Genomic DNA, 21,523 nt, shown 5'->3' with positions numbered 1-21,523 from the left:
CACCGTTCGTCCCGAGCGAAGTCGAGGGGCGGGCGTCAAGCGATGCGCGGTGTCTCGACTTCGCTCGACACGAACGGCTAGGAAGTGGGCATGACCGACAAACCATCCGCCGGCCCCACCCTCGCCGACTGGGACGCCCTTGCCGCCAAGGAAGTGAAGGGCGCCGATCTCAGCTGGCACACGCCCGAGGGGATTGCCGTCAAGCCGCTCTACACGGCGGCGGACGTGCGCGATGATCCGGGCCTGCCCGGGTTCGCGCCCTTCACCCGCGGGGTGCGCGCATCGATGTACGCCGGACGCGCGTGGACGATCCGGCAATATGCCGGGTTCTCGACCGCTGAAGCCTCCAACGCTTTTTACCGCCGCAATCTCGCCGCCGGGCAAAAGGGGCTGAGCGTCGCCTTCGATCTTGCGACCCACCGCGGCTATGACAGCGACCACCCCCGCGTCACCGGCGATGTCGGCAAGGCGGGGGTCGCGATCGACAGTGTCGAGGACATGAAGATCCTGTTCGACGGGATTCCGCTCGATCAGATGTCGGTGTCGATGACGATGAACGGCGCGGTGATTCCGATTCTCGCCTTCTTCATCGTTGCGGGCGAGGAACAGGGCGTAGCCTTGGCCAAGCTCGACGGCACGATCCAGAACGATATCCTGAAGGAGTTCATGGTCCGCAATACCTATATCTACCCGCCCGCACCGAGCATGCGGATCATCGCGGACATCATTGCCTATACTTCGGCCAACATGCCGAAATTCAACAGCATTTCGATCAGCGGCTATCACATGCAGGAAGCCGGGGCGACGCAGGTGCAGGAGCTTGCCTTCACGATTGCCGATGGGCGTGAGTATGCCAAGGCAGCCATGGCGGCGGGGATGGACATCGATGCCTTCGCCGGTCGGCTGAGCTTCTTTTTTGCGATCGGCATGAATTTCTTCATGGAAGTGGCGAAGCTGCGCGCGGCCCGTACACTCTGGCACCGCGTGATGACCGGGCTGGGCGCGAAGGACGAACGCAGCAAGATGCTGCGCACGCATTGCCAGACGAGCGGCGTCAGCTTGCAGGAGCAGGACCCCTATAACAACGTCATCCGCACGACGGTCGAGGCACTGGCGGCCGCACTCGGCGGCACGCAGTCGCTCCACACCAATGCGCTTGATGAGGCGATCGCGCTGCCGACCGATTTCTCCGCCCGCATCGCGCGCAACACGCAGATCGTGCTGCAGGAAGAAACCGGCGTCACCAAGGTCGTCGATCCCTTGGGCGGCTCTTACTATGTCGAGGCGCTGACGAGCGAGCTGGTCGACCGCGCCTGGGAAATCATCGAGCGGGTCGAGGCCGAAGGCGGCATGGCGAAAGCGGTCGCGGCGGGCTGGCCCAAGGCGATGATCGAGGAAGCCGCCACGGCACGCCAGGCGCGCGTCGATCGTGGCGAGGATGTGATCGTCGGCGTCAACAAATACCGCCTCGCCGAACAGGACCCGATCGAGATCCTCGACATCGACAATGTCGCGGTGCGCGAAGGCCAGATCGCGCGGATCGCGCGGGTGAAGGCGGCGCGCGACGAGGCCGCGTGCCGGGCGGCGCTCGATGCGCTTCGGGACGGCGCGCGGGGCGCCGACAATCTCCTCGCGCTCGCCGTCGATGCTGCCCGCGCGCGCGCCACGCTCGGCGAAATTTCCGCCGCGATGGAGGATGTGTTCGGCCGCCACGCGACCGTGCCGACGCCGGTCAGCGGCATCTATGGCGGCGCCTATGCCGACGATACCCGCTGGGACCAGCTCCGCGACGGGGTGAGCGCGACCGAGCGGCGGCTGGGCCGCCGCCCCCGCATGCTCGTCGCCAAAATGGGGCAGGACGGGCATGATCGCGGCGCCAATCTGGTGAGCAGCATGTTCGGCGATCTGGGCTTCGAGATCGTGCCGGGGCCTTTGTTCCAGACGCCGCAAGAAGCGGCTGCGCTGGCGGTTGTGAGCGATGTCGATGTCGTCGGCGCGTCGAGCCTCGCGGCCGGGCACAAAACGCTAATCCCCGAGCTGATCGACCATCTGAAGGACGCCGGTCGCGCCGATATCAAGGTGATCGCGGGCGGGGTCATCCCGGCGCAGGACTATGATTTCTTGCGCGAGGTCGGCGTGCAGGCGATCTTCGGGCCGGGCACCAATCTCACGGAGGCAGCGGCGGAAGTGCTGCGGCTGCTCGGGCATAATATGCCGCCGGAAGGGGCGGACGTACAGGAGGCTGCGGAATGAACGAGTCGACAACGATAAGCCCCTCCCCTGAAGGAGAGGGGTTAGTGAGAGCAAACTGGACCCGCGCTGAAATCGCCGCGCTGTTCGACCTGCCTTTCGACGAGCTGATGTTCCGCGCGCAGACGGTCCACCGCGCACACCATGCGGCGGGCGAAGTGCAGCTGTGCACCTTGCTGTCGATCAAGACCGGTGGTTGCCCGGAGGATTGCGGCTATTGCTCGCAAAGCGCCTCCGCCGACACCGGGCTGAAGGCCGAAAAGCTGATGGATGTCGACGCCGTGCTCGCCGCCGCGGCCGAGGCCAAGGCGAGCGGATCGCAGCGTTTTTGCATGGGCGCGGCATGGCGCAACCCCAAGGATCGCGATCTCGATGCGGTTGTGCAGATGGTCGAGGGCGTGAAGGCAATGGGGCTGGAGACCTGCATGACGCTCGGCATGCTCGAGCCGCATCAGGCCGAGCGGCTCGCCGAGGCGGGGCTCGATTACTACAACCACAATATCGACACGTCGCCGGAGAATTACGGCAACATCATCTCGACGCGGACCTTCGAGGATCGGCTCGACACGCTCGCGCATGTCCGTGCGGCGGGGATCAACGTGTGCTGCGGCGGGATCGTCGGCATGGGCGAGACGCGCGCCGACCGCGTCGGCTTCGTCCATGCGCTCGCGACCTTGCCGCGCCATCCCGAAAGCGTGCCGGTCAACGCGCTGGTGCCAGTGAAGGGGACGGTGCTCGGCAACATGCTCGCCGACACGCCGATGGCGAAGATCGACGATATCGAATTCGTGCGCACCGTCGCGGTCGCGCGGATCACGATGCCGCTGAGCATGGTGCGGCTGAGCGCGGGGCGCGAGAGCATGTCGGAGGCGACGCAGGCCTTGTGCTTCATGGCGGGGGCGAATTCGATCTTCACCGGCGACAAGCTGCTAACCACCGGCAATCGCGGCGATAGCGCGGATGGGGCAATGTTCGAGCGGCTCGGGCTGCGGCCGATGGTGGGCGAGGAGCCGATGCGGGTGGTGGCGTGAATGTTGGTCGCGTTGGCCCTTTCTGCTATGATAGCGGCCCTTGGTAGAAAGGTAGTCCGATGGGCGCGCAGATGAATATCAAGAGCGATGAAGCCTATGCATTGGCGACCGAAATCGCGGGCCGCACGGGCGAAACGCTGACGCAGGTGGTGTTGGAGGCGCTGCGGGCGCGGCAGCGCGCGTTGACGAAGGACGAACGGTTCGAGCAGGCCATGGCCATCTGCCGGGATGCTCGTTCGCGCATGAGCCCAGAACTGCTGGCGCTCGATATGGACGAGTATCTCTATGACGAGCGTGGATTGCCCAAATGATCGTCGATAGCTCGGCGGTCGTTGCCATGCTTTGGGTCGAGCCTGAAGGCGAGGCTTTTGCTCAGATGATCCTTGATCGGGGCGGCGCATCGATTTCGGCGGGCAATTATCTGGAAACGGGCATTGTCATCGACAGTGACCGCGATCCGGTGCTCACCGCTGAGCTCGATATGATTCTCCAGCGACTTGGCGTCGACATTGCCCCCGTCACTGAGGCCCAAGCGCGGATTGCCCGGCAAGCCTATCGCGATTTCGGCAAGGGGAGCGGGCACAAGGCGCAGCTGAATTATGGCGACTGCTTCGCCTATGCGCTGGCGATGGAGCGCGGCGAGCCGTTGCTGTTCAAGGGCGAGGATTTTGTGCATGCGGGCGTCGCGAGGGCGGGGTGACGGATGAGTATGGAGGCGATACCAGCGTCGACGGGAGGCGTCGCATGAGTATTTCAGCTAAAGCTGCCGACGAGCGCGTGCTCGACGTGCGCTTCGACGACGCGAGCCTGATCGTCGATCTTATGGACGGGCGAACGATTTCGGTGCCGCTCGTCTGGTATCCGCGCTTGCTGCACGCCACGCCGGTCCAGCGGGCGGGCTGGGCGAAGGCGGGTGCTGGTTATGGCATCCGTTGGCCTGCGGTCGACGAGGATTTGAGCACCGAGGGGCTGCTACGCGGCGCACCGGCGGTAAAGGCGGCGTGACCAACCAATACCCCTTCCGTCACCCCGGCCTTGTGCCGGGGCCTACGTCTCCACTCGCAACCCCGTCGCTTGTTGCGCGGTGGGCCCCGGCACAAGGCCGGGGTGACGCATCGCAGGGAGCGGATGAGTGAAGTTCATACTGGTGTCAGCGGGCTTTTGGCTGTCGGTCGCTGCTGTGGCAGTCGCAACATTTCTAGGAAGTAATTTTGCCGGTCCGTCGGGCACGCCGACCTACGTTTGGCCGACGATAAATGTCACTGCGGTCGGCGCGGTCGTCTATGGTGTCGGCCTGATTATATTCCGTCACCGAAAGAGATTGTAATGCTCAAGAAAATCCTCGTCGCCAATCGTGGTGAAATCGCCTGTCGCGTGTTCCGCACGGCCAAGGGGATGGGGCTCGCCACCGTCGCGGTCTACTCCGATGCCGATGCGCGCTCTCCCCACGTACTGATGGCGGACGAGGCGGTTCGACTCGGCCCGGCACCGGCAGCGGAATCCTATCTCAAGGCCGATCTGATCCTCGCTGCCGCCAAGGCGACGGGCGCGGATTGCATCCACCCCGGCTATGGCTTCCTGTCCGAGCGCGAGAGTTTTGCACGCGCCTGCGCCGAGGCGGGCATCGCGTTCGTCGGCCCGCCGCCGGGCGCGATTGCGGCGATGGGCGACAAGATCGAATCGAAGAAGCTCGCCAAGGCGGCGGGGGTCAATGTCGTCCCCGGTTTCCTCGGGGAGATCGCCGATACCGATGAAGCGGTGAAGATCGCCAAGGACATCGGCTTTCCGGTCATGATGAAGGCTTCGGCAGGCGGCGGCGGCAAGGGGATGCGGCTGGCGTACTCGGAGCAGGACGTGCGCGAGGGCTTTGAAGCGACCAAGCGCGAGGGGCTGGCGTCGTTTGGCGATGACCGCGTGTTCATCGAAAAATTCATCGAAAGCCCGCGCCACATCGAAATCCAGCTGCTCGGCGACCAGCACGGCAACATCCTCTACCTCAACGAGCGCGAATGCAGCATCCAGCGCCGCCACCAAAAGGTCGTCGAGGAAGCACCGTCGCCCTTCGTCACGCCCAAGATGCGCCAAGCAATGGGCGAGCAGGCGGTCGCGCTGGCCCGCGCCGTGGGCTATTACTCAGCGGGCACGGTCGAGCTGATCGTTTCGGGCGCGGATACGACCGGCGAGGGGTTCTACTTCCTCGAAATGAACACCCGGCTCCAGGTCGAGCATCCGGTGACCGAGGCGATCACCGGCATCGATCTGGTCGAACAAATGATCCGCGTGGCTGCGGGCGAGCCGCTGCCGTTCGGCCAGGCCGACATCGGCATCAATGGCTGGGCGATCGAGAACCGGGTGTACGCCGAAGACCCCTATCGCGGCTTCCTGCCGAGCATCGGGCGGCTGGTGCGCTATGATCCGCCGGAGGCCACCGGTACGCCCTACCGACCGTTCGTCCCGAGCGAAGTCGAGGGGCGGGCCGCAGGCGATGCGCCTGGCTCCCGTGTCTCGACTTCGCTCGACACTAACGGGGAAGTGGTGGATTCTCCACAACCCTACACCCGCGTCGACGATGGCGTGATCGAAGGCGGCGAGGTCAGCATTTTCTACGATCCGATGATCGCCAAGCTCATCACCTGGGCGCCCACGCGGCTTGGCGCGATTGACCAGCAGATCGCCGCGCTCGATGCGTTCGAGATCAGCGGGCCGGGGCATAACATCGATTTCCTGTCGGCGATCATGCAGCACCCGCGTTTTCGCTCGGGTAACATCACGACAGGGTTTATCGCGGAGGAATATCCCGACGGCTTCCACGGCGCGCCCGCCTCGCCCAATCTGGTCCGCGCGCTCGCAGCCGTCGCTGCCTTTGTCGCGACGGCGGAGGCCGATCGCGCGCGCCGCGTTGATGGCCAGCTCGGCCAGCGGCTGTTGCCGCCCGCCGACTGGGTGGTACGGATCGGCGATACCGATCACGACGTCGAACTCGCCGAGGACGAGATCAGCGTCGACGGCGAGCTGCTCGATCTGGAGATTGCCTACACCCCCGGCGACCGGCTGATCGAAGCAACGCTTTATGACGCCGAGGACGAGGAAGTCGTCGTCGACCGGCTGATCGTCCGCCTCGCCAAGGCGCCGTCGGGCTATGTGCTGACGACCCGCGGCGCCAGCCACCGCGCGCGCGTGCTACCAGCCTATGCCGCGCCCTATGCCGCGCATCTGATTGAGAAAATCCCGCCCGATCTGTCGCGCTTCCTGCTGTGCCCGATGCCGGGCCTGCTGATGCGGCTCGATGTCGGCGAGGGCGACAAGGTCGAGATCGGCCAGCCGCTGGCGGTGGTCGAGGCGATGAAGATGGAAAACATCCTGCGCGCCGAAAAATCGGGGCTGGTCAAGGTGGTCAGTGCAAAGCCGGGCGATAGCCTGGCGGTCGACGCTATCATATTGGAAATCGATTAGCGCCGCCCGCCGGAGCGGGCGGCGCCGATCCGTCAATTCTTCTTGTCTTCGACGGCGTCAGCGGGGGCCATCGGTTTGACCTTCTTGCCCTTTTTCTGGAACTCGGCGAGGTCGGACGGCGACAAATTGGGGCGTCCAACGATGATGCCCATCGCGATTGTGCACTTCACGAAATAGGTTTCGCCGGGCTCGACTTCCATCGTCAAGCGGTCGGTCGCTTCGCTCTTCACCCAATATTTGTGAACGCCCGGCGTCGCGAGGTGAATAAAATAGCGGTTGCCGGTGAGCTTCGACAGATGCTTTTCGTCGGCACCGTCACCTTCGCGGACGAGGCAGCCGATCAAGGCACCGGCGCCGCCGGGGCGGTAGAAAATGATCTGGCCCTTGTCGGCGGGCGCCTTGTCGAACAGGCCCGCAATCTTGTCGCTACCATCCGCCATCGGCGCGGGCGGTGCTGGCGGCGCCGTTTGTGCCGTTGCGGGCGCTGCGACGAGCAGTGCCAAGGTCAATATGCTTTTAGATTTCACTTGCCATCCTCCTGCTTGGGATTCGTTGTTGGTGCCGGTGCCGGTGCCGGTGCCGGTGCCGGTGCCGGGCCGACGGGCGACAGCGTCGTGTCGACCGCGATTTTGGCGGTGCCGAGCGTTCCGAGCGGGACATATTTGTTGCCGCCGCTGATGAAGACGCCGACGATGCCGACTGCTGCGTTGACGGCTAACGCCAGATCAGTGTTGTTTTTGCCCGCGCCACCGAGTTGAAAGCCGCGTAGCGGGATCTCGCGACCATCCAGGGTAAGGTGACGCACGACCACGCTCAACTCGCCCGGGCGCCCCATCAGGCCCGAGTGCGCGACATGGATGACTTCCCCCACGCCCGGTGTCCCGGCGGGGATCAGGGTCGCGTCGCCCTGCACCAGCGGCTCGGCAAGGTGGATGGGAAATGCCTGCCCGACCCGCGCGGTCTTCGAATCGAGCGCCTTGTCGATCGATATCGTGACCAGCGTTCCGCCCGATACCGTGCAGCATGGCGCGGGAGCGGGCGGGGCGGGCGGATCAGCAGGAGGTTGCGGCGTCACGGCAGCAGGTGCTGCCGGCACATCCTGCGCGGTCGAAGGGCTGGCAGCGGCAACGGCCCCGACCAGCAGCGCTGCTTCGGCGCAGCACAACAGCGGACGCCGCAGGCGCCAACCGACTGTCATCAACATCTTATTTGCCCACCCCGGCCCCTTGCTTCTATTTCAATATCTAAGCGCGGACGCGCGAAGATGGCAATAGAGTGCATCGCCCCCTGTCGTGCGAGGTCATCGCACTTCAGTAACAAATCACCGTAGACGTTGCGCGCGCCACAGGGCATTAGAAGGCGCTATGTGGCGTTCTCACCGATTAACAGTTCCCGGTTTTGCATTGCTGCTTGCATCGTGCGCCGTGGGGCCGAATTACCGCCCTCCCGAGACCAAGGTGTTGGCCGTTCCGCCGGGCTACACCACCCCGGCACCCAATGGTGCCGTGCCTGATCTTCAGCGCTGGTGGGTCAATTTCAACGATCCGCAGCTCGATTTGATCGTCGATCTGGCGCTCAAGGACAATCTCGACATTGCGCAGGCGGTGTCGCGATTGCGTCAGGCGCGCGAATCGCTGATCCAGTCGCGCGCTTCACTGTTTCCGACGGTGAATGCCAACGCCAGCTACTCGCGCAATATCAATATTCGCGGACGCACCTTCGGCCAGATTACCAACGCCGGTATCGTCAACGAGAATTACGCGCTGTCGGGCGACGTGTCCTATACTGCGGACATCTTCGGCGGTGTGCGGCGCGGGGTCGAAGCGGGGCGCGCCAGCTACGAATCGAGCGGTTATAATCTTGCGCAGGTGCAGGCGACGATCGCTTCCGAAGTCGCGCGCAACTACATCCTCGCGCGGGCGGCGCAGGCGGGCGTGTCGATTGCGCGCGGCAGTCTCGCGATCCAGCAGGACAATCTGGAGATTGCGGGTTTCCGTGTCCAGGCCGGACTCGTCTCGTCGCTCGATGCCGAGCAGGCGCGGGCGCAGCGGGCACAAACGGCGGCCAATGTGCCGAGCCTCGAACAGCAATATGAACAGGCGACCAACCGGCTCGGCGTGCTCACGGGCCAGGCGCCGGGCGCGCTGAAGGCGCAGCTCGCCGCGACCGCGCCGATCCCGCAGGGGCCGGGCGCCGTGCCGGTGGGCCTGCCCGCCGATGTCATCCGCCTGCGCCCCGATGTCCGCGCCGCCGAGCGCAATCTGGCGGCGGCGACCGCGCAAATCGGCGTCGCCAAGGCCAATCTTTTGCCGCAGCTCACGTTGGCGGGCAGCATCAGCAGCAACGCGACGTCGATCAACGCGCTGACCGACATCATCACGGGGCGCGTGTTCGGCCAGCTCGCGCAGACGATCTTCGATGCCGGGCGCGGCCGATCGGTCGTCCGTGCGCGGCGCGCGCAGGCCGAGGAAGCGTTTGCCGCCTATAAAGCGAGCGTGCTCGGCGCGCTTGAGGATGTCGAAAATGCGCTGACCGCGCTGGCGACCGCGCAGGCCCGGCAGCGCGAGTTCGAAATCGCGGCCGATGCTTCAAGCAATGCCGCGATTCTGGCGCGCAGCCAGTATCGCGCCGGGCTGACCGACATCACCACGCTCAACAATACCGAAGTGTCGCTGCTGTCGGCGCAGAGCGGGCTCAACACCGCGCGGTCGGATCAGGCACAGGCGCTGGTGCAACTCTATCTCGCGCTCGGCGGCGGCTGGAATGCCAGCGCCCCGCCGCCGACCGCCGAACCCTTGAAGGCGGGGGACGGCCAGCCCACTCCCCGCGCGACCCAGTAGCAGGACCCTAAATGGCAGACGCATCCGCATCCGATCTCAACGACTTTCTCGGCGTTCGCCCGGTCCCGGCGTGGCGCCGCTGGGGCAAATGGGTGCTGGTCGCGATCGGCGTGGTGCTGCTGATCCTGCTCGTCGCGAGCTTCTTCAAGCCTGCCCCCAAGGCAAGCTACGCGACCGACGTCGCCCAAAAGGGGACGCTGACGGTCACTGTCTCGGCGACGGGTAAGCTCGCGCCGACGAACCGGGTCGATGTCGGCTCCGAAGTGTCGGGGCTGGTGTCGAAGGTGCTGGTCGACGTCAATGATCATGTCGTGAAGGGCCAGCCGATCGCGCTGATCGATCCGTCGCGCTTCCGTGATTCGGTGAACCAGAGCCAGGCGCAACTCGCGTCGCAGCAAGCCGCCGTCGCGCAGGCGCAGGCAACGCTCGCCCAGTCGAGCGCGCAGTTGAAGCGGCTTGAGGAAGTCAGTCGCTTGTCAGGCGGGCGGGTACCGGCCAAGACCGAAATGGAGCAGGCAATTGCTGATCGCGACCGCGCGATCGCCAATGTCCGTGCGGCGCAAGCCAATGTCGCCGCCGCCCGCGCGACCCTGTCGTCGAACGAATATAACTTCGTCCGCGCCGTGATCCGGTCGCCCGTCAACGGGGTCGTGCTCGCGCGGCAAGTCGAGCCGGGGCAGACCGTCGCGGCGTCGTTCAACACGCCGACCCTGTTCGTCATCGCCGAAGATCTGACGCGGATGAAGCTCGAAGTGTCGATCGACGAAGCCGATGTCGGCGAAGTGCGCGCAGGGCAAAAGGCAAGCTTTACCGTCGATGCCTTCCCGGGCGAGACCTTCCCGGCGGATATCACCCGCGTCAATCTCGGTTCGAACCTGTCGGCGCAATCGACGACCACCACCAGCACAGCGACGACCAACCAGGTCGTCAGCTATTCGGCGACGCTGGCGGTGTCGAACCCCGATATCCAGCTGCGGCCCGGCATGACTGCAACGGCTGAAATCACGACCACGCAGAAGACCAATGTCCTGCTGGTGCCGAACGGCGCGTTGCGCTTCCGCCCGACGACGCCCGCTGCCGGATCGCAAGGCGGCGTTGCCAGCGTGTTCGGCCCGCCGCGCCTCAACCGGGGTGGGCCGCGCACGGCCAATGCCGGGCGTGGCGCGACCCAGACGCTTTATGTCCTGGACGCCGATGGCAACATCAAGCCCGTCGAGGTCCGCACCGGTGACACCAATGGCACGCTCACGGAAATCACCGGCGGCGATCTGAAGCCGGGGCAGAAAGTCGTGACGGGCGAATTGTCGGCGGCGGCTGCTGCTGCGAAGCCTGCGGTGACGGTCGGGACAACGCGTGTCCGGTAACGAAGAAGCCCGCGCTGATGTGGCGCTGTTGCACGATGACACGCCGGCCAATTCGCGGGCGCTGATCTCGATGCGCGGCGTCATCAAAACCTATGGCGTCGGCCCGACCGCCTTTCAGGCGCTGAAGGGCGTCGATCTCGACATTTTGCCGGGCGATTTCGTCGCGGTGATGGGGCCGTCGGGGTCGGGCAAGTCGACGACGATGAACATCCTCGGCTGCCTTGATGTGCCGACGCGCGGATCGTTTGTGTTCAAGGGGCACCATGTCGAGGCGCTCGGGCGTGACGAACGCGCGCTGCTGCGGCGCAAATATCTCGGCTTCGTGTTTCAGGGCTTCAATCTGCTCGCGCGCACGACCGCGCTCGAAAATGTCGAACTGCCGCTGCTCTATCGCGGCGATTCGAGCAAGGCACGGCGCAAGACGGCGATGGCCGCGCTCGACAAGGTCGGCTTGGCGCCGTGGTGGGACCATACCCCGGCGGAGCTGTCGGGCGGGCAGCAGCAGCGCGTGGCGATCGCGCGCGCGCTCGTCACCAATCCCGATGTGCTGCTCGCCGACGAGCCGACCGGCAACCTCGATTCCGAACGCTCGCTCGAAATCATGGAGTTGCTGACCGATCTCAACAAGTCGATCGGCATCACCGTGCTGATGGTGACGCACGAAGCCGATATGGCGGCGTTCGCCAATACGATCATCCACTTCAAGGATGGCCTCGTTGAACGGATCGAAACCGGCATGCGCAAAACCGGGTCGACCGGCGCGAGAGCGCACTGATGTTCTTCACGACGATCAGCCTCGCGATCCGGTCGATTGCACGGCACAAGCTGCGGTCGTTCCTGACGACGCTTGGCATCATCATCGGCGTGGCGGCGGTGGTGACGATGGTCACGCTCGGCAAGGCAACGACGGCGGCAGTGCAGGCGTCGATCTCGTCGCTCGGCACCAACATTCTGCAAGTGCGCCCCGGTGCCGGCTTTGGCCGTGGCGGCGGCGGTCCGCGTCCGGCGGACTTCAAGATCGAGGATGTCGATGCAGTGCGCAAGCAGATCGCGGGCATCAACGCGGTCGCCGAAGAAGCCCAGACCACGGTCACCGTGATCTATGAAGGCGCCAACTGGTCGACGACCGTCAACGGCACCACCAACGACTTCTTCCGCGTCAATCCCTGGCCGCTGACGGCGGGGCGCGAATTCTCCCCGCAGGAACTCTCCGCAGGCAAATCGGTGTGCATCCTCGGCAGTACCGTCAAGACAAACCTGTACCGTGAGGCCGACCCGATCGGCACGCAGATGCGGATTTCGGGCATCAGTTGCGAAGTGATCGGTGTGCTCACGGCCAAGGGGCAGGCGGGCTTCGGCAGTGATCAGGACGATCTGGTGGTCATGCCGATCAAGGCAGTGCAGCGGCGCATCACCGGCAATCGCGATATCCGCGTAATGCTGGTGGGCGTGAATGCCGATTATTCGACTGCGCAGGTGCAGGCGTCGATCACCGCTCTGCTCCGCGAACGCCGCAACATCACCAAGGGCAAGGACGACGACTTCTTCATCTTCGACACCAAGCAATTCACCGATACGCTGACCAAGACGACATCGCTACTGACCGGCATCGTCTCCGCCGTTGCGGCGATCAGCCTGATCGTCGGCGGCATCGGCATCATGAACATCATGCTGGTCTCAGTAACCGAACGCACGCGCGAGATTGGTATCCGCCTCGCGATCGGCGCGGTTGCGCGCGAAGTGCTGATGCAGTTCCTGATCGAAGCGATTGCGCTGTCGTGCATCGGCGGGGTGATCGGTATCGTCGTCGCCCAGCTGGTGATTCTGGGATTGGTGCCGCTGCTCAAGGTGACGTGGCTGTTCGACTTGCAGATCAACATTGTCGCCTTTGCGATTTCGGCGATCATCGGCGTGGTGTTCGGCTTCTTCCCGGCGCGGCGTGCGGCGAGCCTGAACCCGATCGACGCACTGCGGCACGAATAGAGCCGCTTTTCCGGGTAATACCTCCCTCTATCGACCCGTTCGTTTCGAGCGAAGTCGAGAAACAGGCCAGGGGCGACGCGGCAGCGTTTCTCGACTACGCTCGAAACGAACGGACGGGGTAGCGTTTGATCAAACCAGCGCGCGCAGCCTTTCCAAATCCTCGGGCGTGTCGATGTCGATCAGCTCGGCGGGGCTGGTGATGATATGGCGGCCGCCCCGGATCAGCGCGCGACCGCCTTCGTCGCCTACACTGGCAGCAAGTGCGGCGAATTGTCCGGCGGCGAACAGCGCGGGTGGCGAGGGGCGCGTGCCGTCGCTCGACGCGACCACATCGTCGGGGCCGTCCGCCGCCTCGAGCAGCCGAAATATCTGCGCGGCGGTAACGCGCGGCATGTCGGCTAGCGCGAAGATCACGGCGGCGACTCCAGTCGCTTGCGCCGCCGCCACGCCCAGGCGGACCGACCCCGACAGCCCGGTTTCCGGGGCTGGATTGGCGATCACGTCATAGCCGTGCGCCGCGAAATCGAGCGCCGTGCCGGAGGTGACCGCAACCCGCCCAGCAAAGGGCACGTCCTCCAGCGCCGTCACGACATGCAGCGCAAGCGGACGACCGAGAAAATCGACCGCGAGCTTGTCGGTATCCCCGAAGCGCACCGATCGCCCGGCCGCCAGCAGCACCAGCAGGGTGCGATCAGGGGCGATCATGCCACCTTGGCATTGAAGGCGGCGATCATCGCGGCGGCGATCGACAGCGCGATTTCGGCGGGGCCAACCGCGCCGATGTCGAGGCCGACGGGGGCATCGATCCGGTCGAGCGCGGCTTGGGACAGTCCCGCTGTCGCCAGCCGCTCGCGCCGTGCCGCATGGCTGCGGCGCGATCCGAGCGCGCCGACATAGCTGGCGGGGCTGGCGAGCGCCGCAGTGAGCGCCGGATCGTCGATCTTGATGTCGTGGCTGAGCGTGACGATTGCGGTCGCGGGATCGGGCTTGAGCGCCGTAATCGCCTCGTCGGGCCAGTGATCGTCGAGCGTGACGCCGGGAAAACGCTCCTCGGTCAGGAAGCGCGCGCGCGGGTCGATGACGGTAACGGCAATACCGAGCTCGCGCGCGAGGCCGCTCAGCGCCTGCGCGATTTGCACCGCGCCGACGATCAGCAAGCGGCGCGGCGGATCATAGCGGTTGACGAACGCGCCTTCGCGCTCGCCGATGCTCGACTGGCCGGTCGCGGTGTCGGTGGCGACACTGAGCCGCGCGCCCGAAGCCCGCGCCTCGGCAATGGCATCGAACAAGGCGGGCGCGAACCCCGCGTCGCTCACCGGCTGGACGAGCACGTCGATCTCGCCGCCGCATGGCAGCCCGACTTCCCAGGCGGCCGCATCGGCGACGCCGTAATGCTTGAGCTGGGCCGGCGCGCCCGCGATTACGTCGGCAGCGGTCGCAAGGATGTCGCTCTCGACACAGCCGCCCGAGACCGAGCCTTCGAAGCGACCATCCTCATGCACGATCATGTGGCTGCCACGCGGGCGCGGCGCCGATCCCCAGGTCGATACAACCGTCGCCAGCGCAAGCCGCGCGCCTTGCCACTGCGCGGCGGCGGTGAGGACGGAATCGTTATCGGCCATGCTTAGCTACTTCCCTATCCCCGTTCGTGCTGAGCTTGTCGAAGCACCGTCCTCCTTCTGTCGGCCGGTGGAAAAGAAGGACGGCCCTTCGACAAGCTCAGGGCGAACGGAACTTTTTTCCTCTGGCACTAAACCGGTGGCAGCCCGGGCAAAATCTGGTCGAGCGTCATCGGCCAATCGCGCACCCGCACGCCGCAGGCGTTGTACACCGCATTGGTCACCGCCGCGCCCAGCCCCGAAATGCCGAGCTCGCCCAACCCCTTCGCGCCAACGGGGCTCGCATGTTCGTCGATTTCCTCGACGAACCAGGCCTCGATCTGCGGCACATCGGCATTCACCGGGATGTGATATTCGGCGAGGTCGCGGTTGACGTACGCCCCGGTGCGCGGGTCGAGGATCGCGGCTTCGTGGAGCGCATAGCCAAGGCCCCAGATCATCCCGCCGATCGCCTGGCTGCGCGCGGTCTTGGCGTTGAGGATGCGCCCGCAGTCGAAGATGCCGAGCAAGCGGCGGACACGCACTTCGCCCGTCACCGCATGCACCGCGACTTCGGCGAATTGCGCGCCATAAGTGCCCTGGCTGAAGCTGCGGCTGTTGGTGCCGGGGTGGATTGCGCCAATCGCCTCGATCGGCGCGTCGCCAACCAGTTCGCTGAGCGGCACCTGACGATTGCCCGCAATCGCGAAGCCGTCCTTTAGCGTCATGTCTTCTGGATTGGCGCCCATCCGCTTTGCCAGCTCCGCGACGATATCTTCGCAAGCGATCATCACCGACGATCCGCTCGATGCCGCGCCGAACGAGCCGCCCGATCCGGCGCCGTCGGGATGGTTCGAGTCGCCGAGCGCCACGCGGATTCGCTCGATCGGCAGGCCCAGCGATTCACCCGCGATCTGCGCGAGGATCGTGTAGGTGCCGGTGCCGATGTCAGTCATGTCGGTTTCGATTTCGGCCACGCCTTCGGGTGTCAGCCGCACCCGCGCGAAACTGTCGGCGAGGAAATTGACGCGGGCGGCGGTCGCCATGCCGAGCCCGATCAGCCATTCGCCTTCGCGGCGTTGGCCCGGCGTCGCAATGCGCGCGTCCCAGCCAAAGCGCCGCGCGCCTTCGTCGTAGCAGTCGATCAGGCGCCGGGTGGAGAAGGGCTTGCCGCTGGTCGGGTCGACGCTCGGTTCATTGGCCTTGCGGAAGTCGATCGGGTCCATGCCAAGCTGCTCGGCCATTTCGTCCATCGCCGCTTCGAGCGCCATCATCCCGACCGCTTCGCCCGGCGCGCGCACCGCACCCGCCGCCGTCACATTGATCTTGACGATCTTGGTGGTGAAGCTGCGCGCGGGCGCCGCGTAGAGCGACAGGGCGCCGAGCGCGACGGGTTCGAAGAAATTCAGCCCCGTCTTCTGGCTGGTAATGCTATCCTGCGCCATTGCGGTCAGCTTGCCGTCCGGCCCGGCGGCGAGGCGGATACGCTGGTGCGTGTCGGCGCGGCCATAGATTGAATGGAACAACTGCTGCCGGGTCAGCGCGACTTTCACCGGCCGACCGACTTTCTGGGCAGCAATTGCCGCCAGCACCGTCTCCGGCCCGCCGATTTTCCCGCCGAAGCCGCCGCCGATATAGGGCGAGAGGACGTGGATATTCTCGACCGGCATGCCGAGCGAATTGGCGAGCACCGGCGTGAAGCCGCGCATGATCTGAATCGAGCCGTAGAGCGTGAGCTTGTCGCCGTCCCATTCGGCGATCGCCGCGTGGGGCTCCATCGCTGCATGGACCTGATAGGGCGTCGAATAAGTGACATCGAGCGTCACCTCAGCGGCTTCGAGCGCCGCGTCGACATCGCCGATCACGATATTGGGCAGCATCGCGCCCTTGTGCGGGTCTTGCGCGCTGGCTTGGTTGGCGAGCGTGTCGAATTGGCCCTTCACCTGGACATAATCGACGCTCACCGCTTGGGCGGCAGCGCGCGCGGCTTCGAAGCTGTCGGCAACGACGAGGCCGATGATCTGGCCATAGCTTTCGAGCGTGCCGTCGTTGCGCGGATGCTGCGCCGCGCGGATGATGTGCGATTCGCTCGGCAAGCGCGGATCGTCGGTAATCACGGCGAGCACGCCGGGCATCGCTTCGGCCGCCTTGGTGTCGATCGATCGTACCGCGCCGACCGCAACCGTCGCGGTGATCGCATAGCCATAGGCCATGTCGCCCTTGGGTCGATGTTCGGCGGCGTAGAGTGCGGCGCCGGTCACCTTGGCGACGCCGTCGATCCGGTCGATACCCTTGCCGAGCAGCCCCTGCACGCTGCGTGACAGCGCCGAGGGGCCGAAATCGGCATCCATCACATATTCGGTCATCGTGCGGCCTCCGTCAGATCGCGGAGCGCGGCGACGAGCGTGCGGCGCGTCAGCGGGATCTTGAAGTCGTTATGCCCTTGTCCGCGCGCATCGTTGAGCAGTGCATCGGCGGCAGCCTCGAAGCTTGCGGTTGATGCCGGTTGACCGACCAGCGCTGCCTCCACCGCCGGATCGCGCCACGGCACCGGGGCAAGCCCCCCGAACGCGAGGTGCGCCGAGGTGATCGTGCCGTCCTCGACCGCAATCACCGCCGCCACCGAGACGACCGCGAACGCATAGGACGCGCGGTCGCGGACCTTGCGATAGAGTTGCTTGCCCGCGGGCGATGCGGGCAGTTCGATATGGGTGATCAGCTCGCCGGGCGCGAGGCTGGTCTCGATCTGTGGGGTGTCGCCGGGCAAGCGGTAGAGATCGCCGAGCGCAATCCGCCGCCGGTCGCCGCCGGGTTGGAGCGTCACCACCACCGCGTCGAGCGCGCGCATCGCAACGGCCATGTCGCTCGGGTGCGTCGCAATGCAATGCTCGCTCGCGCCCAGAATCGCGTGGATGCGGTTGTAGCCGCCCTGCGCATTGCAGCCTGATCCGGGCGCGCGTTTGTTGCAGGGGGCGGCGGTGTCGTAGAAATAATAGCAGCGCGTCCGCTGGAGCAGATTGCCCCCCGTCGTCGCCTTGTTGCGGAGCTGCGCCGACGCCCCCGACAGCAGCGCGCGGCTGAGCAGCGGGTAGCGCGCGCGGATCAGCGGGTGCGCGGCGAGATCGCTGTTGGGCACCAGCGCGCCGATCCGCATGCCGCCATCGTGCTCCTCGACCTGCGCGAGATCGAGGCGGCTGATGTCGACGAGGGCGTCGGGCGCCTCGATCTGGAGCTTCATCAAGTCGAGCAAATTGGTGCCGCCCGCGATGAACTTGGCGCCGTCCGCGATTGCCTCGACGGCAGCTTCGGGGCTGTCGGCGCGGGCGTAGCTGAATGTCTTCATGCCCCGGCCACCTCGCGAATCGCATCGACGATATTGGGGTAAGCCGAACAACGGCACAGATTGCCGCTCATCCGCTCCGAAATCTCGGCGTCGGTCAGCTCGAAGCTGTGGAGCGACTCGCTGACATGGCTCGGCATGTCCGCCTTGATCTCCTCAAGCATGCCGACCGCCGACATGATCTGGCCCGGCGTGCAGTAGCCGCACTGGAAGCCGTCATGCTTGACGAACGCCGCCTGCATCGGGTGCAGCGTGTCGCCATCGGCGAGGCCCTCGATCGTGGTGATCGCATCGCCTTCGTGCATCACCGCGAGCGTCAGGCAGGCATTGATCCGCCGTCCGCCCACCAGCACCGTGCACGCCCCGCACTGGCCGTGATCGCACCCCTTTTTGGTGCCGCTTAGCCCGAGGTGGTCGCGCAGCAGATCGAGCAGCGACGTTCGAATATCCGCCTCGGCCTGATGCACCGTGCCGTTGATCGTGAAGTGCATGCGGCGCCCCTTTTTTGCCTGAAGACATGCGATCGGAAGGACCCTAAAGGTGGGGCACCAAAGCGCGGAGGGCAAGCCATGCGGATGTTTTTTGCAACACCCGGGGCACTGGTCGCCGCGCTGGCACTCGGGCAAGGTGCCGCCATGTCGTCATCGCCGCCCGCCGCCAAGCCGCCTGCCACTAAGCCTATTGTCATCGCGCATCGCGGCGCGAGCGGGCTGCGGCCCGAACATACGCTGGCGTCCTACACGCTCGCGATCGAACAGGGCGCCGATTTCATCGAGCCCGATCTGGTGTTGACCAAGGACAACGTGTTCGTCGCGCGGCATGAGAATGACATCACTGGCACCACCGATGTCGCGGCCCACCCCGAATTTGCGGCGCGCAAGGCGACCAAGCTGATCGACGGCGAAAGCCACACCGGCTGGTTTACCGAGGATTTCACGCTCGCCGAGCTGAAGACGCTGCGCGCCAAGGAACGGCTGCCGCAACTGCGCCCCGGCAGTGCCAAGTTCGATGGCCAGTTCGACGTGCCGACGCTGGCGGAAGTGATCGCGCTGGCGAAGCTGCACGGCGTCGGGATTTATCCCGAAACCAAGCACCCGAGCTATTTCGCGTTGATCGGTCACCCGATGGAAGCGCGGCTCGTCGCGCAGTTGAAGGCAGCGGGCTGGGATTCGGCGAGCGCGCCGGTGTTCATCCAGTCGTTCGAGGTCGATAATCTGAAGGAGCTGCACAAAATGACGCGCGTCCGGTTGATCCAGCTGATGGACGCGAGCGGCGGCCCCGCCGACAAGGCCGCGCCCAGCTATGCCGCGATGGCGACACCCGAAGGGCTGAAGGCCATCGCTGCCTATGCCTATGGCATCGGCCCGAACAAGAGCATGATCTGGACGGGCGCGGGGCCGCAGACATCGCTGGTGGCGGATGCGCATGCGGCGGGGCTGAAGCTCCACCCCTGGACCTTTCGCGCCGAAAACGCCTTTCTGCCTGCGGGTTTGCGGGTCGGCACCGACCCGGCAGCGCATGGCCAAGTCGAAGCGGAAATCCGCACCTATATCGGCTTCGGCGTCGACGGCTTCTTCACCGATTTCCCGGCGATCGGCGTGGCCGCGCGCAAGGCTGCACGGCGGTAGCGCGACTCGCGTGGCACGCAAGGCCGCGCAGCAGTTCCGCAAAAACGCCGCAGATTGCGGAATCGATCGCGCGAACGCAGGTTTGCCAAGATCAAAACGTGTCAATACTAAAAGGCCCGCCTTAATCCAATTTGGACATAATTGTAGATTTTGCGCTGTAACAATCATCGTTGAAACGATTGAGCATGGCTCAGAGCCACTACCGGACGACGTTATATAGATGCGTCGATTTTGACCCAAACAATTACTGTATCCCAATTTTGCTCATGTATCTTTGCCGCGCCTGAAGAGGCATTCACGTGAAGGAGAGAGAGCATGACGACGTATCATGAGTTCGATAAGGACAAGATTGACGCAGCAATTGCGACAATCAAAGCACACGGCGAAATGATGTATGAATTTTCCTTGGTGAACGCGGAAGATTCATACCTCGCTAATGAATTGTCGGTTCTAGGAGGCTGTGTCGATGTCGTCATTACTAAAGATCATAAGGCTTGCATAAAGGTTCCGATCTTTGGAAATAAATGTATTAATGTTCCTTCGTGGATTCCCACCGGCGCTAAGCTTTCCGCATGTGCGACGATTTGTGGTAAGTTTATCCCGACCGGTGTAAAAATTACCGTCAGCTTCAACGGCCAGGTCATTGTGACCAAGGTCTTCGGCAAGTGCTGATCTGATCGCGTTGGTAGTCGCAACGATCGAGCGAGCCACGCGATGCGCGCGCTCGATCGTTGCGGTAACATCGGTCGTGCCGTTATTTCGGCTGACGTTCGCTCCACACGGCATGCGGCATCTTGGCCGCGCTGATGCCGGTGATCAGCCGGGCACCGCGATCGAAGGTGACATAGCTCCATATCCACTGCGCGCCGACGATCAGGCGGCTGCGAAAATCGGTGAGGTAGAAGATGTGCGCGGTCGACCAGACGAACCACGCCGGCCAACCGCTCAACCGGGTCCAGCCGAAATCGGCCACCGCACGCCGCCTGCCGATCGTCGCAAGATTCCCGTAACTCTTATAGGCAAACGGCCCCGGATGCTTCGTCCCTTTGACTGATGCGGCGATCACGCGCGCGACATGCTCACCTTGTTGCTTGGCGGCGGGGGCGACGCCGGGCACCGGGCGCCCGTCCTTGTCGGCGACCGATGCGGTGTCGCCGATCACATAGACCCCGGGCCGGTCCGCGACCTGCATATCGGACGCAACGATCACGCGGCCCGCGCGGTCAGCCTCGACCCCCAACCATTTGGCGGCGGGAGAGGCTTGCACGCCGGCGCCCCAAATGATCGCGGCGGCGGCAACGCGCTCATCGCCGACCATCACGGCGTCGGCCGCGATATCGGTTACACGACCGTTGAGTCGCACCTCGACGCCCAATTGCTCGAGCGCGATCAGGGCCTCGGCCGACAGCTCCTCGGGGAACGCGCCGAGCAGGCGCGGCCCCGCCTCGACGAGCATCACCCGGATGCACTGGCGGCTGATATAGCGAAAATCCATGTCGGCGGCGTGGCGGGTCAATTCGGCGATCGCGCCGGCCATTTCGACGCCGGTCGGGCCGCCGCCGATGACAACGAATGTCAGCTGCTGATCGCGCGTCTCGGGCATCTGCTGGCGCTCGGTTTCGGCGCGCTCCATCGCGACGAGGATACGCGCACGCACCTGAATCGCATCGTCAATCGTCTTGATGCCGGGCGCGAATTCGGCCCAGTGATCCTGCCCGAAATAGCTGTGGGTCGCCCCAGTGGCGATAATCAAGGCATCATAGTCGAGCGTCGTGCCGCTTTCGAGCGCGATCGTGCGCGTGGCACTATCGACCCCCGTCACCGTGTCGAGCAACACGCGCGTGTTGCGATAGCGGCGCACGATCGCGCGGATCGGTGCCGCGATCTCCGCTGGACTGAGGCCCGCGGTTGCGACTTGATAGAGCAGCGGTTGGAACAGATGGTGGTTCTGGCGATCAATGATCGTCACCTGCGCGTCAAGCCGCCGCAGGCCCCGCGCTGCCGCGAGTCCACCAAAGCCCGCGCCGATAATCACG

20 protein-coding genes are annotated in these 21,523 nt (G+C 65.0%); 12 read left to right on the top strand and 8 right to left on the bottom strand.

Translation table 11 applies throughout. From position 1 onward, the window contains the following. Positions 1–90 precede the first annotated feature (90 nt). The 6 genes from scpA to K2W81_RS06425 all read left to right on the top strand — a co-directional run bounded on the left by scpA (position 91) and on the right by K2W81_RS06425 (position 6,734). Positions 91–2,253: a methylmalonyl-CoA mutase gene (gene scpA / locus K2W81_RS06450; protein ID WP_294102381.1), complete on the top strand. Its 2,163-nt coding sequence runs from the start codon at positions 91–93 to the stop codon at positions 2,251–2,253. Continuing rightward, the gene (gene bioB / locus K2W81_RS06445; protein WP_294102379.1) at positions 2,250–3,281 is read left to right on the top strand and encodes a biotin synthase BioB; all 1,032 of its coding nucleotides are present in this window, start codon (positions 2,250–2,252) and stop codon (positions 3,279–3,281) included. Before scpA ends, bioB begins: the two co-directional genes overlap by 4 nt. Before the next feature lie 59 nt (positions 3,282–3,340). After that, positions 3,341–3,592, top strand: coding sequence for a type II toxin-antitoxin system VapB family antitoxin (locus K2W81_RS06440; RefSeq protein ID WP_294102377.1), 252 nt, complete (start codon positions 3,341–3,343; stop codon positions 3,590–3,592). Further along, a complete protein-coding gene (locus K2W81_RS06435) occupies positions 3,589–3,981 on the top strand; it encodes a type II toxin-antitoxin system VapC family toxin (protein ID WP_294102376.1) in 393 nt (130 codons plus the stop codon). The genes K2W81_RS06440 and K2W81_RS06435 overlap by 4 nt, the downstream gene beginning before the upstream one ends. A gap of 44 nt (positions 3,982–4,025) precedes the next feature. Continuing rightward, a complete protein-coding gene (locus K2W81_RS06430; RefSeq protein ID WP_294102374.1) occupies positions 4,026–4,286 on the top strand; it encodes a DUF2442 domain-containing protein in 261 nt (86 codons plus the stop codon). Between the two features lie 321 nt (positions 4,287–4,607). Beyond that, positions 4,608–6,734 carry an acetyl/propionyl/methylcrotonyl-CoA carboxylase subunit alpha gene (locus K2W81_RS06425; protein WP_294102372.1) on the top strand — a complete coding sequence of 709 codons (2,127 nt, stop codon included), beginning with the start codon at positions 4,608–4,610 and terminating at the stop codon, positions 6,732–6,734. 32 nt (positions 6,735–6,766) lie between these two features. Here K2W81_RS06425 and K2W81_RS06420 read toward each other — a convergent pair whose 3' ends face one another. Then, on the bottom strand, positions 6,767–7,261 hold the full coding sequence (locus tag K2W81_RS06420; protein ID WP_294102370.1) for a hypothetical protein: 495 nt from the start codon (positions 7,259–7,261) through the stop codon (positions 6,767–6,769). Then, a complete protein-coding gene (locus K2W81_RS06415; protein ID WP_294102368.1) occupies positions 7,258–7,938 on the bottom strand; it encodes a hypothetical protein in 681 nt (226 codons plus the stop codon). Before K2W81_RS06415 ends, K2W81_RS06420 begins: the two co-directional genes overlap by 4 nt. Before the next feature lie 160 nt (positions 7,939–8,098). Between K2W81_RS06415 and K2W81_RS06410 the strand changes: the two genes are divergently transcribed. From K2W81_RS06410 to K2W81_RS06395, 4 genes are all read left to right on the top strand, one after another. After that, the gene (locus tag K2W81_RS06410; RefSeq protein WP_294102366.1) at positions 8,099–9,574 is read left to right on the top strand and encodes an efflux transporter outer membrane subunit; all 1,476 of its coding nucleotides are present in this window, start codon (positions 8,099–8,101) and stop codon (positions 9,572–9,574) included. A gap of 11 nt (positions 9,575–9,585) precedes the next feature. After that, positions 9,586–10,938 (top strand): efflux RND transporter periplasmic adaptor subunit, encoded by a 1,353-nt coding sequence (locus tag K2W81_RS06405; protein ID WP_294102364.1) that lies wholly within the window; start codon positions 9,586–9,588, stop codon positions 10,936–10,938. Between the two features lie 70 nt (positions 10,939–11,008). Then, positions 11,009–11,713 (top strand): ABC transporter ATP-binding protein, encoded by a 705-nt coding sequence (locus K2W81_RS06400; RefSeq protein ID WP_294102406.1) that lies wholly within the window; start codon positions 11,009–11,011, stop codon positions 11,711–11,713. After that, positions 11,713–12,921 carry an ABC transporter permease gene (locus K2W81_RS06395; protein WP_294102362.1) on the top strand — a complete coding sequence of 403 codons (1,209 nt, stop codon included), beginning with the start codon at positions 11,713–11,715 and terminating at the stop codon, positions 12,919–12,921. Before K2W81_RS06400 ends, K2W81_RS06395 begins: the two co-directional genes overlap by 1 nt. Positions 12,922–13,050: 129 nt before the next feature. On the opposite strand, the gene K2W81_RS06390 is transcribed toward K2W81_RS06395, so the two are convergent. The 5 genes from K2W81_RS06390 to K2W81_RS06370 form a co-directional block, all read right to left on the bottom strand. After that, the gene (locus tag K2W81_RS06390; RefSeq protein WP_294102360.1) at positions 13,051–13,626 is read right to left on the bottom strand and encodes an NTP transferase domain-containing protein; all 576 of its coding nucleotides are present in this window, start codon (positions 13,624–13,626) and stop codon (positions 13,051–13,053) included. Continuing rightward, positions 13,623–14,543: an XdhC family protein gene (locus K2W81_RS06385; protein ID WP_294102358.1), complete on the bottom strand. Its 921-nt coding sequence runs from the start codon at positions 14,541–14,543 to the stop codon at positions 13,623–13,625. Before K2W81_RS06385 ends, K2W81_RS06390 begins: the two co-directional genes overlap by 4 nt. Positions 14,544–14,671: 128 nt before the next feature. Continuing rightward, the gene (locus tag K2W81_RS06380) at positions 14,672–16,885 is read right to left on the bottom strand and encodes a xanthine dehydrogenase family protein molybdopterin-binding subunit (protein WP_294102356.1); all 2,214 of its coding nucleotides are present in this window, start codon (positions 16,883–16,885) and stop codon (positions 14,672–14,674) included. Continuing rightward, positions 16,882–17,862 carry a xanthine dehydrogenase family protein subunit M gene (locus K2W81_RS06375; RefSeq protein ID WP_294102355.1) on the bottom strand — a complete coding sequence of 327 codons (981 nt, stop codon included), beginning with the start codon at positions 17,860–17,862 and terminating at the stop codon, positions 16,882–16,884. Before K2W81_RS06375 ends, K2W81_RS06380 begins: the two co-directional genes overlap by 4 nt. Continuing rightward, positions 17,859–18,350, bottom strand: a complete 492-nt coding sequence (locus tag K2W81_RS06370; protein ID WP_294102354.1) for a 2Fe-2S iron-sulfur cluster-binding protein — start codon at positions 18,348–18,350, stop codon at positions 17,859–17,861. The genes K2W81_RS06375 and K2W81_RS06370 overlap by 4 nt, the downstream gene beginning before the upstream one ends. A gap of 144 nt (positions 18,351–18,494) precedes the next feature. On the opposite strand from K2W81_RS06370, the gene K2W81_RS06365 reads away from it, so the two are divergent. Next, a complete protein-coding gene (locus tag K2W81_RS06365; RefSeq protein WP_294102403.1) occupies positions 18,495–19,487 on the top strand; it encodes a glycerophosphodiester phosphodiesterase in 993 nt (330 codons plus the stop codon). 315 nt (positions 19,488–19,802) lie between these two features. Further along, positions 19,803–20,159 carry a hypothetical protein gene (locus tag K2W81_RS06360; RefSeq protein WP_294102352.1) on the top strand — a complete coding sequence of 119 codons (357 nt, stop codon included), beginning with the start codon at positions 19,803–19,805 and terminating at the stop codon, positions 20,157–20,159. A gap of 82 nt (positions 20,160–20,241) precedes the next feature. On the opposite strand, the gene K2W81_RS06355 is transcribed toward K2W81_RS06360, so the two are convergent. After that, entirely contained in the window at positions 20,242–21,522 is a 1,281-nt protein-coding gene (locus K2W81_RS06355) for an NAD(P)/FAD-dependent oxidoreductase (protein WP_294102350.1), read from the bottom strand. Position 21,523 lies beyond the last annotated feature (1 nt).

Source organism: Sphingomonas sp. (assembly GCF_019749955.1).
Classification (GTDB): domain Bacteria; phylum Pseudomonadota; class Alphaproteobacteria; order Sphingomonadales; family Sphingomonadaceae; genus Sphingomonas.
The sequence above is the reverse complement of the archived record's forward strand: the minus strand, read 5'-3'. Positions and strand labels throughout refer to the sequence as shown.

What these genes read in the sequence shown, in the direction of transcription:
- K2W81_RS06370 (WP_294102354.1), bottom strand. Translation starts at nt 18,350, where the DNA reads ATGCACTTCACGATCAACGGCACGGTGCATCAGGCCGAGGCGGATATT.
- K2W81_RS06410 (WP_294102366.1), top strand. Translation starts at nt 8,099, where the DNA reads ATGTGGCGTTCTCACCGATTAACAGTTCCCGGTTTTGCATTGCTGCTT.
- K2W81_RS06440 (WP_294102377.1), top strand. Translation starts at nt 3,341, where the DNA reads ATGGGCGCGCAGATGAATATCAAGAGCGATGAAGCCTATGCATTGGCG.
- K2W81_RS06435 (WP_294102376.1), top strand. Translation starts at nt 3,589, where the DNA reads ATGATCGTCGATAGCTCGGCGGTCGTTGCCATGCTTTGGGTCGAGCCT.
- K2W81_RS06390 (WP_294102360.1), bottom strand. Translation starts at nt 13,626, where the DNA reads ATGATCGCCCCTGATCGCACCCTGCTGGTGCTGCTGGCGGCCGGGCGA.
- bioB (WP_294102379.1), top strand. Translation starts at nt 2,250, where the DNA reads ATGAACGAGTCGACAACGATAAGCCCCTCCCCTGAAGGAGAGGGGTTA.
- K2W81_RS06365 (WP_294102403.1), top strand. Translation starts at nt 18,495, where the DNA reads ATGTCGTCATCGCCGCCCGCCGCCAAGCCGCCTGCCACTAAGCCTATT.
- scpA (WP_294102381.1), top strand. Translation starts at nt 91, where the DNA reads ATGACCGACAAACCATCCGCCGGCCCCACCCTCGCCGACTGGGACGCC.
- K2W81_RS06380 (WP_294102356.1), bottom strand. Translation starts at nt 16,885, where the DNA reads ATGACCGAATATGTGATGGATGCCGATTTCGGCCCCTCGGCGCTGTCA.
- K2W81_RS06405 (WP_294102364.1), top strand. Translation starts at nt 9,586, where the DNA reads ATGGCAGACGCATCCGCATCCGATCTCAACGACTTTCTCGGCGTTCGC.
- K2W81_RS06415 (WP_294102368.1), bottom strand. Translation starts at nt 7,938, where the DNA reads ATGTTGATGACAGTCGGTTGGCGCCTGCGGCGTCCGCTGTTGTGCTGC.
- K2W81_RS06395 (WP_294102362.1), top strand. Translation starts at nt 11,713, where the DNA reads ATGTTCTTCACGACGATCAGCCTCGCGATCCGGTCGATTGCACGGCAC.
- K2W81_RS06360 (WP_294102352.1), top strand. Translation starts at nt 19,803, where the DNA reads ATGACGACGTATCATGAGTTCGATAAGGACAAGATTGACGCAGCAATT.
- K2W81_RS06375 (WP_294102355.1), bottom strand. Translation starts at nt 17,862, where the DNA reads ATGAAGACATTCAGCTACGCCCGCGCCGACAGCCCCGAAGCTGCCGTC.
- K2W81_RS06385 (WP_294102358.1), bottom strand. Translation starts at nt 14,543, where the DNA reads ATGGCCGATAACGATTCCGTCCTCACCGCCGCCGCGCAGTGGCAAGGC.
- K2W81_RS06425 (WP_294102372.1), top strand. Translation starts at nt 4,608, where the DNA reads ATGCTCAAGAAAATCCTCGTCGCCAATCGTGGTGAAATCGCCTGTCGC.
- K2W81_RS06430 (WP_294102374.1), top strand. Translation starts at nt 4,026, where the DNA reads ATGAGTATTTCAGCTAAAGCTGCCGACGAGCGCGTGCTCGACGTGCGC.
- K2W81_RS06400 (WP_294102406.1), top strand. Translation starts at nt 11,009, where the DNA reads ATGCGCGGCGTCATCAAAACCTATGGCGTCGGCCCGACCGCCTTTCAG.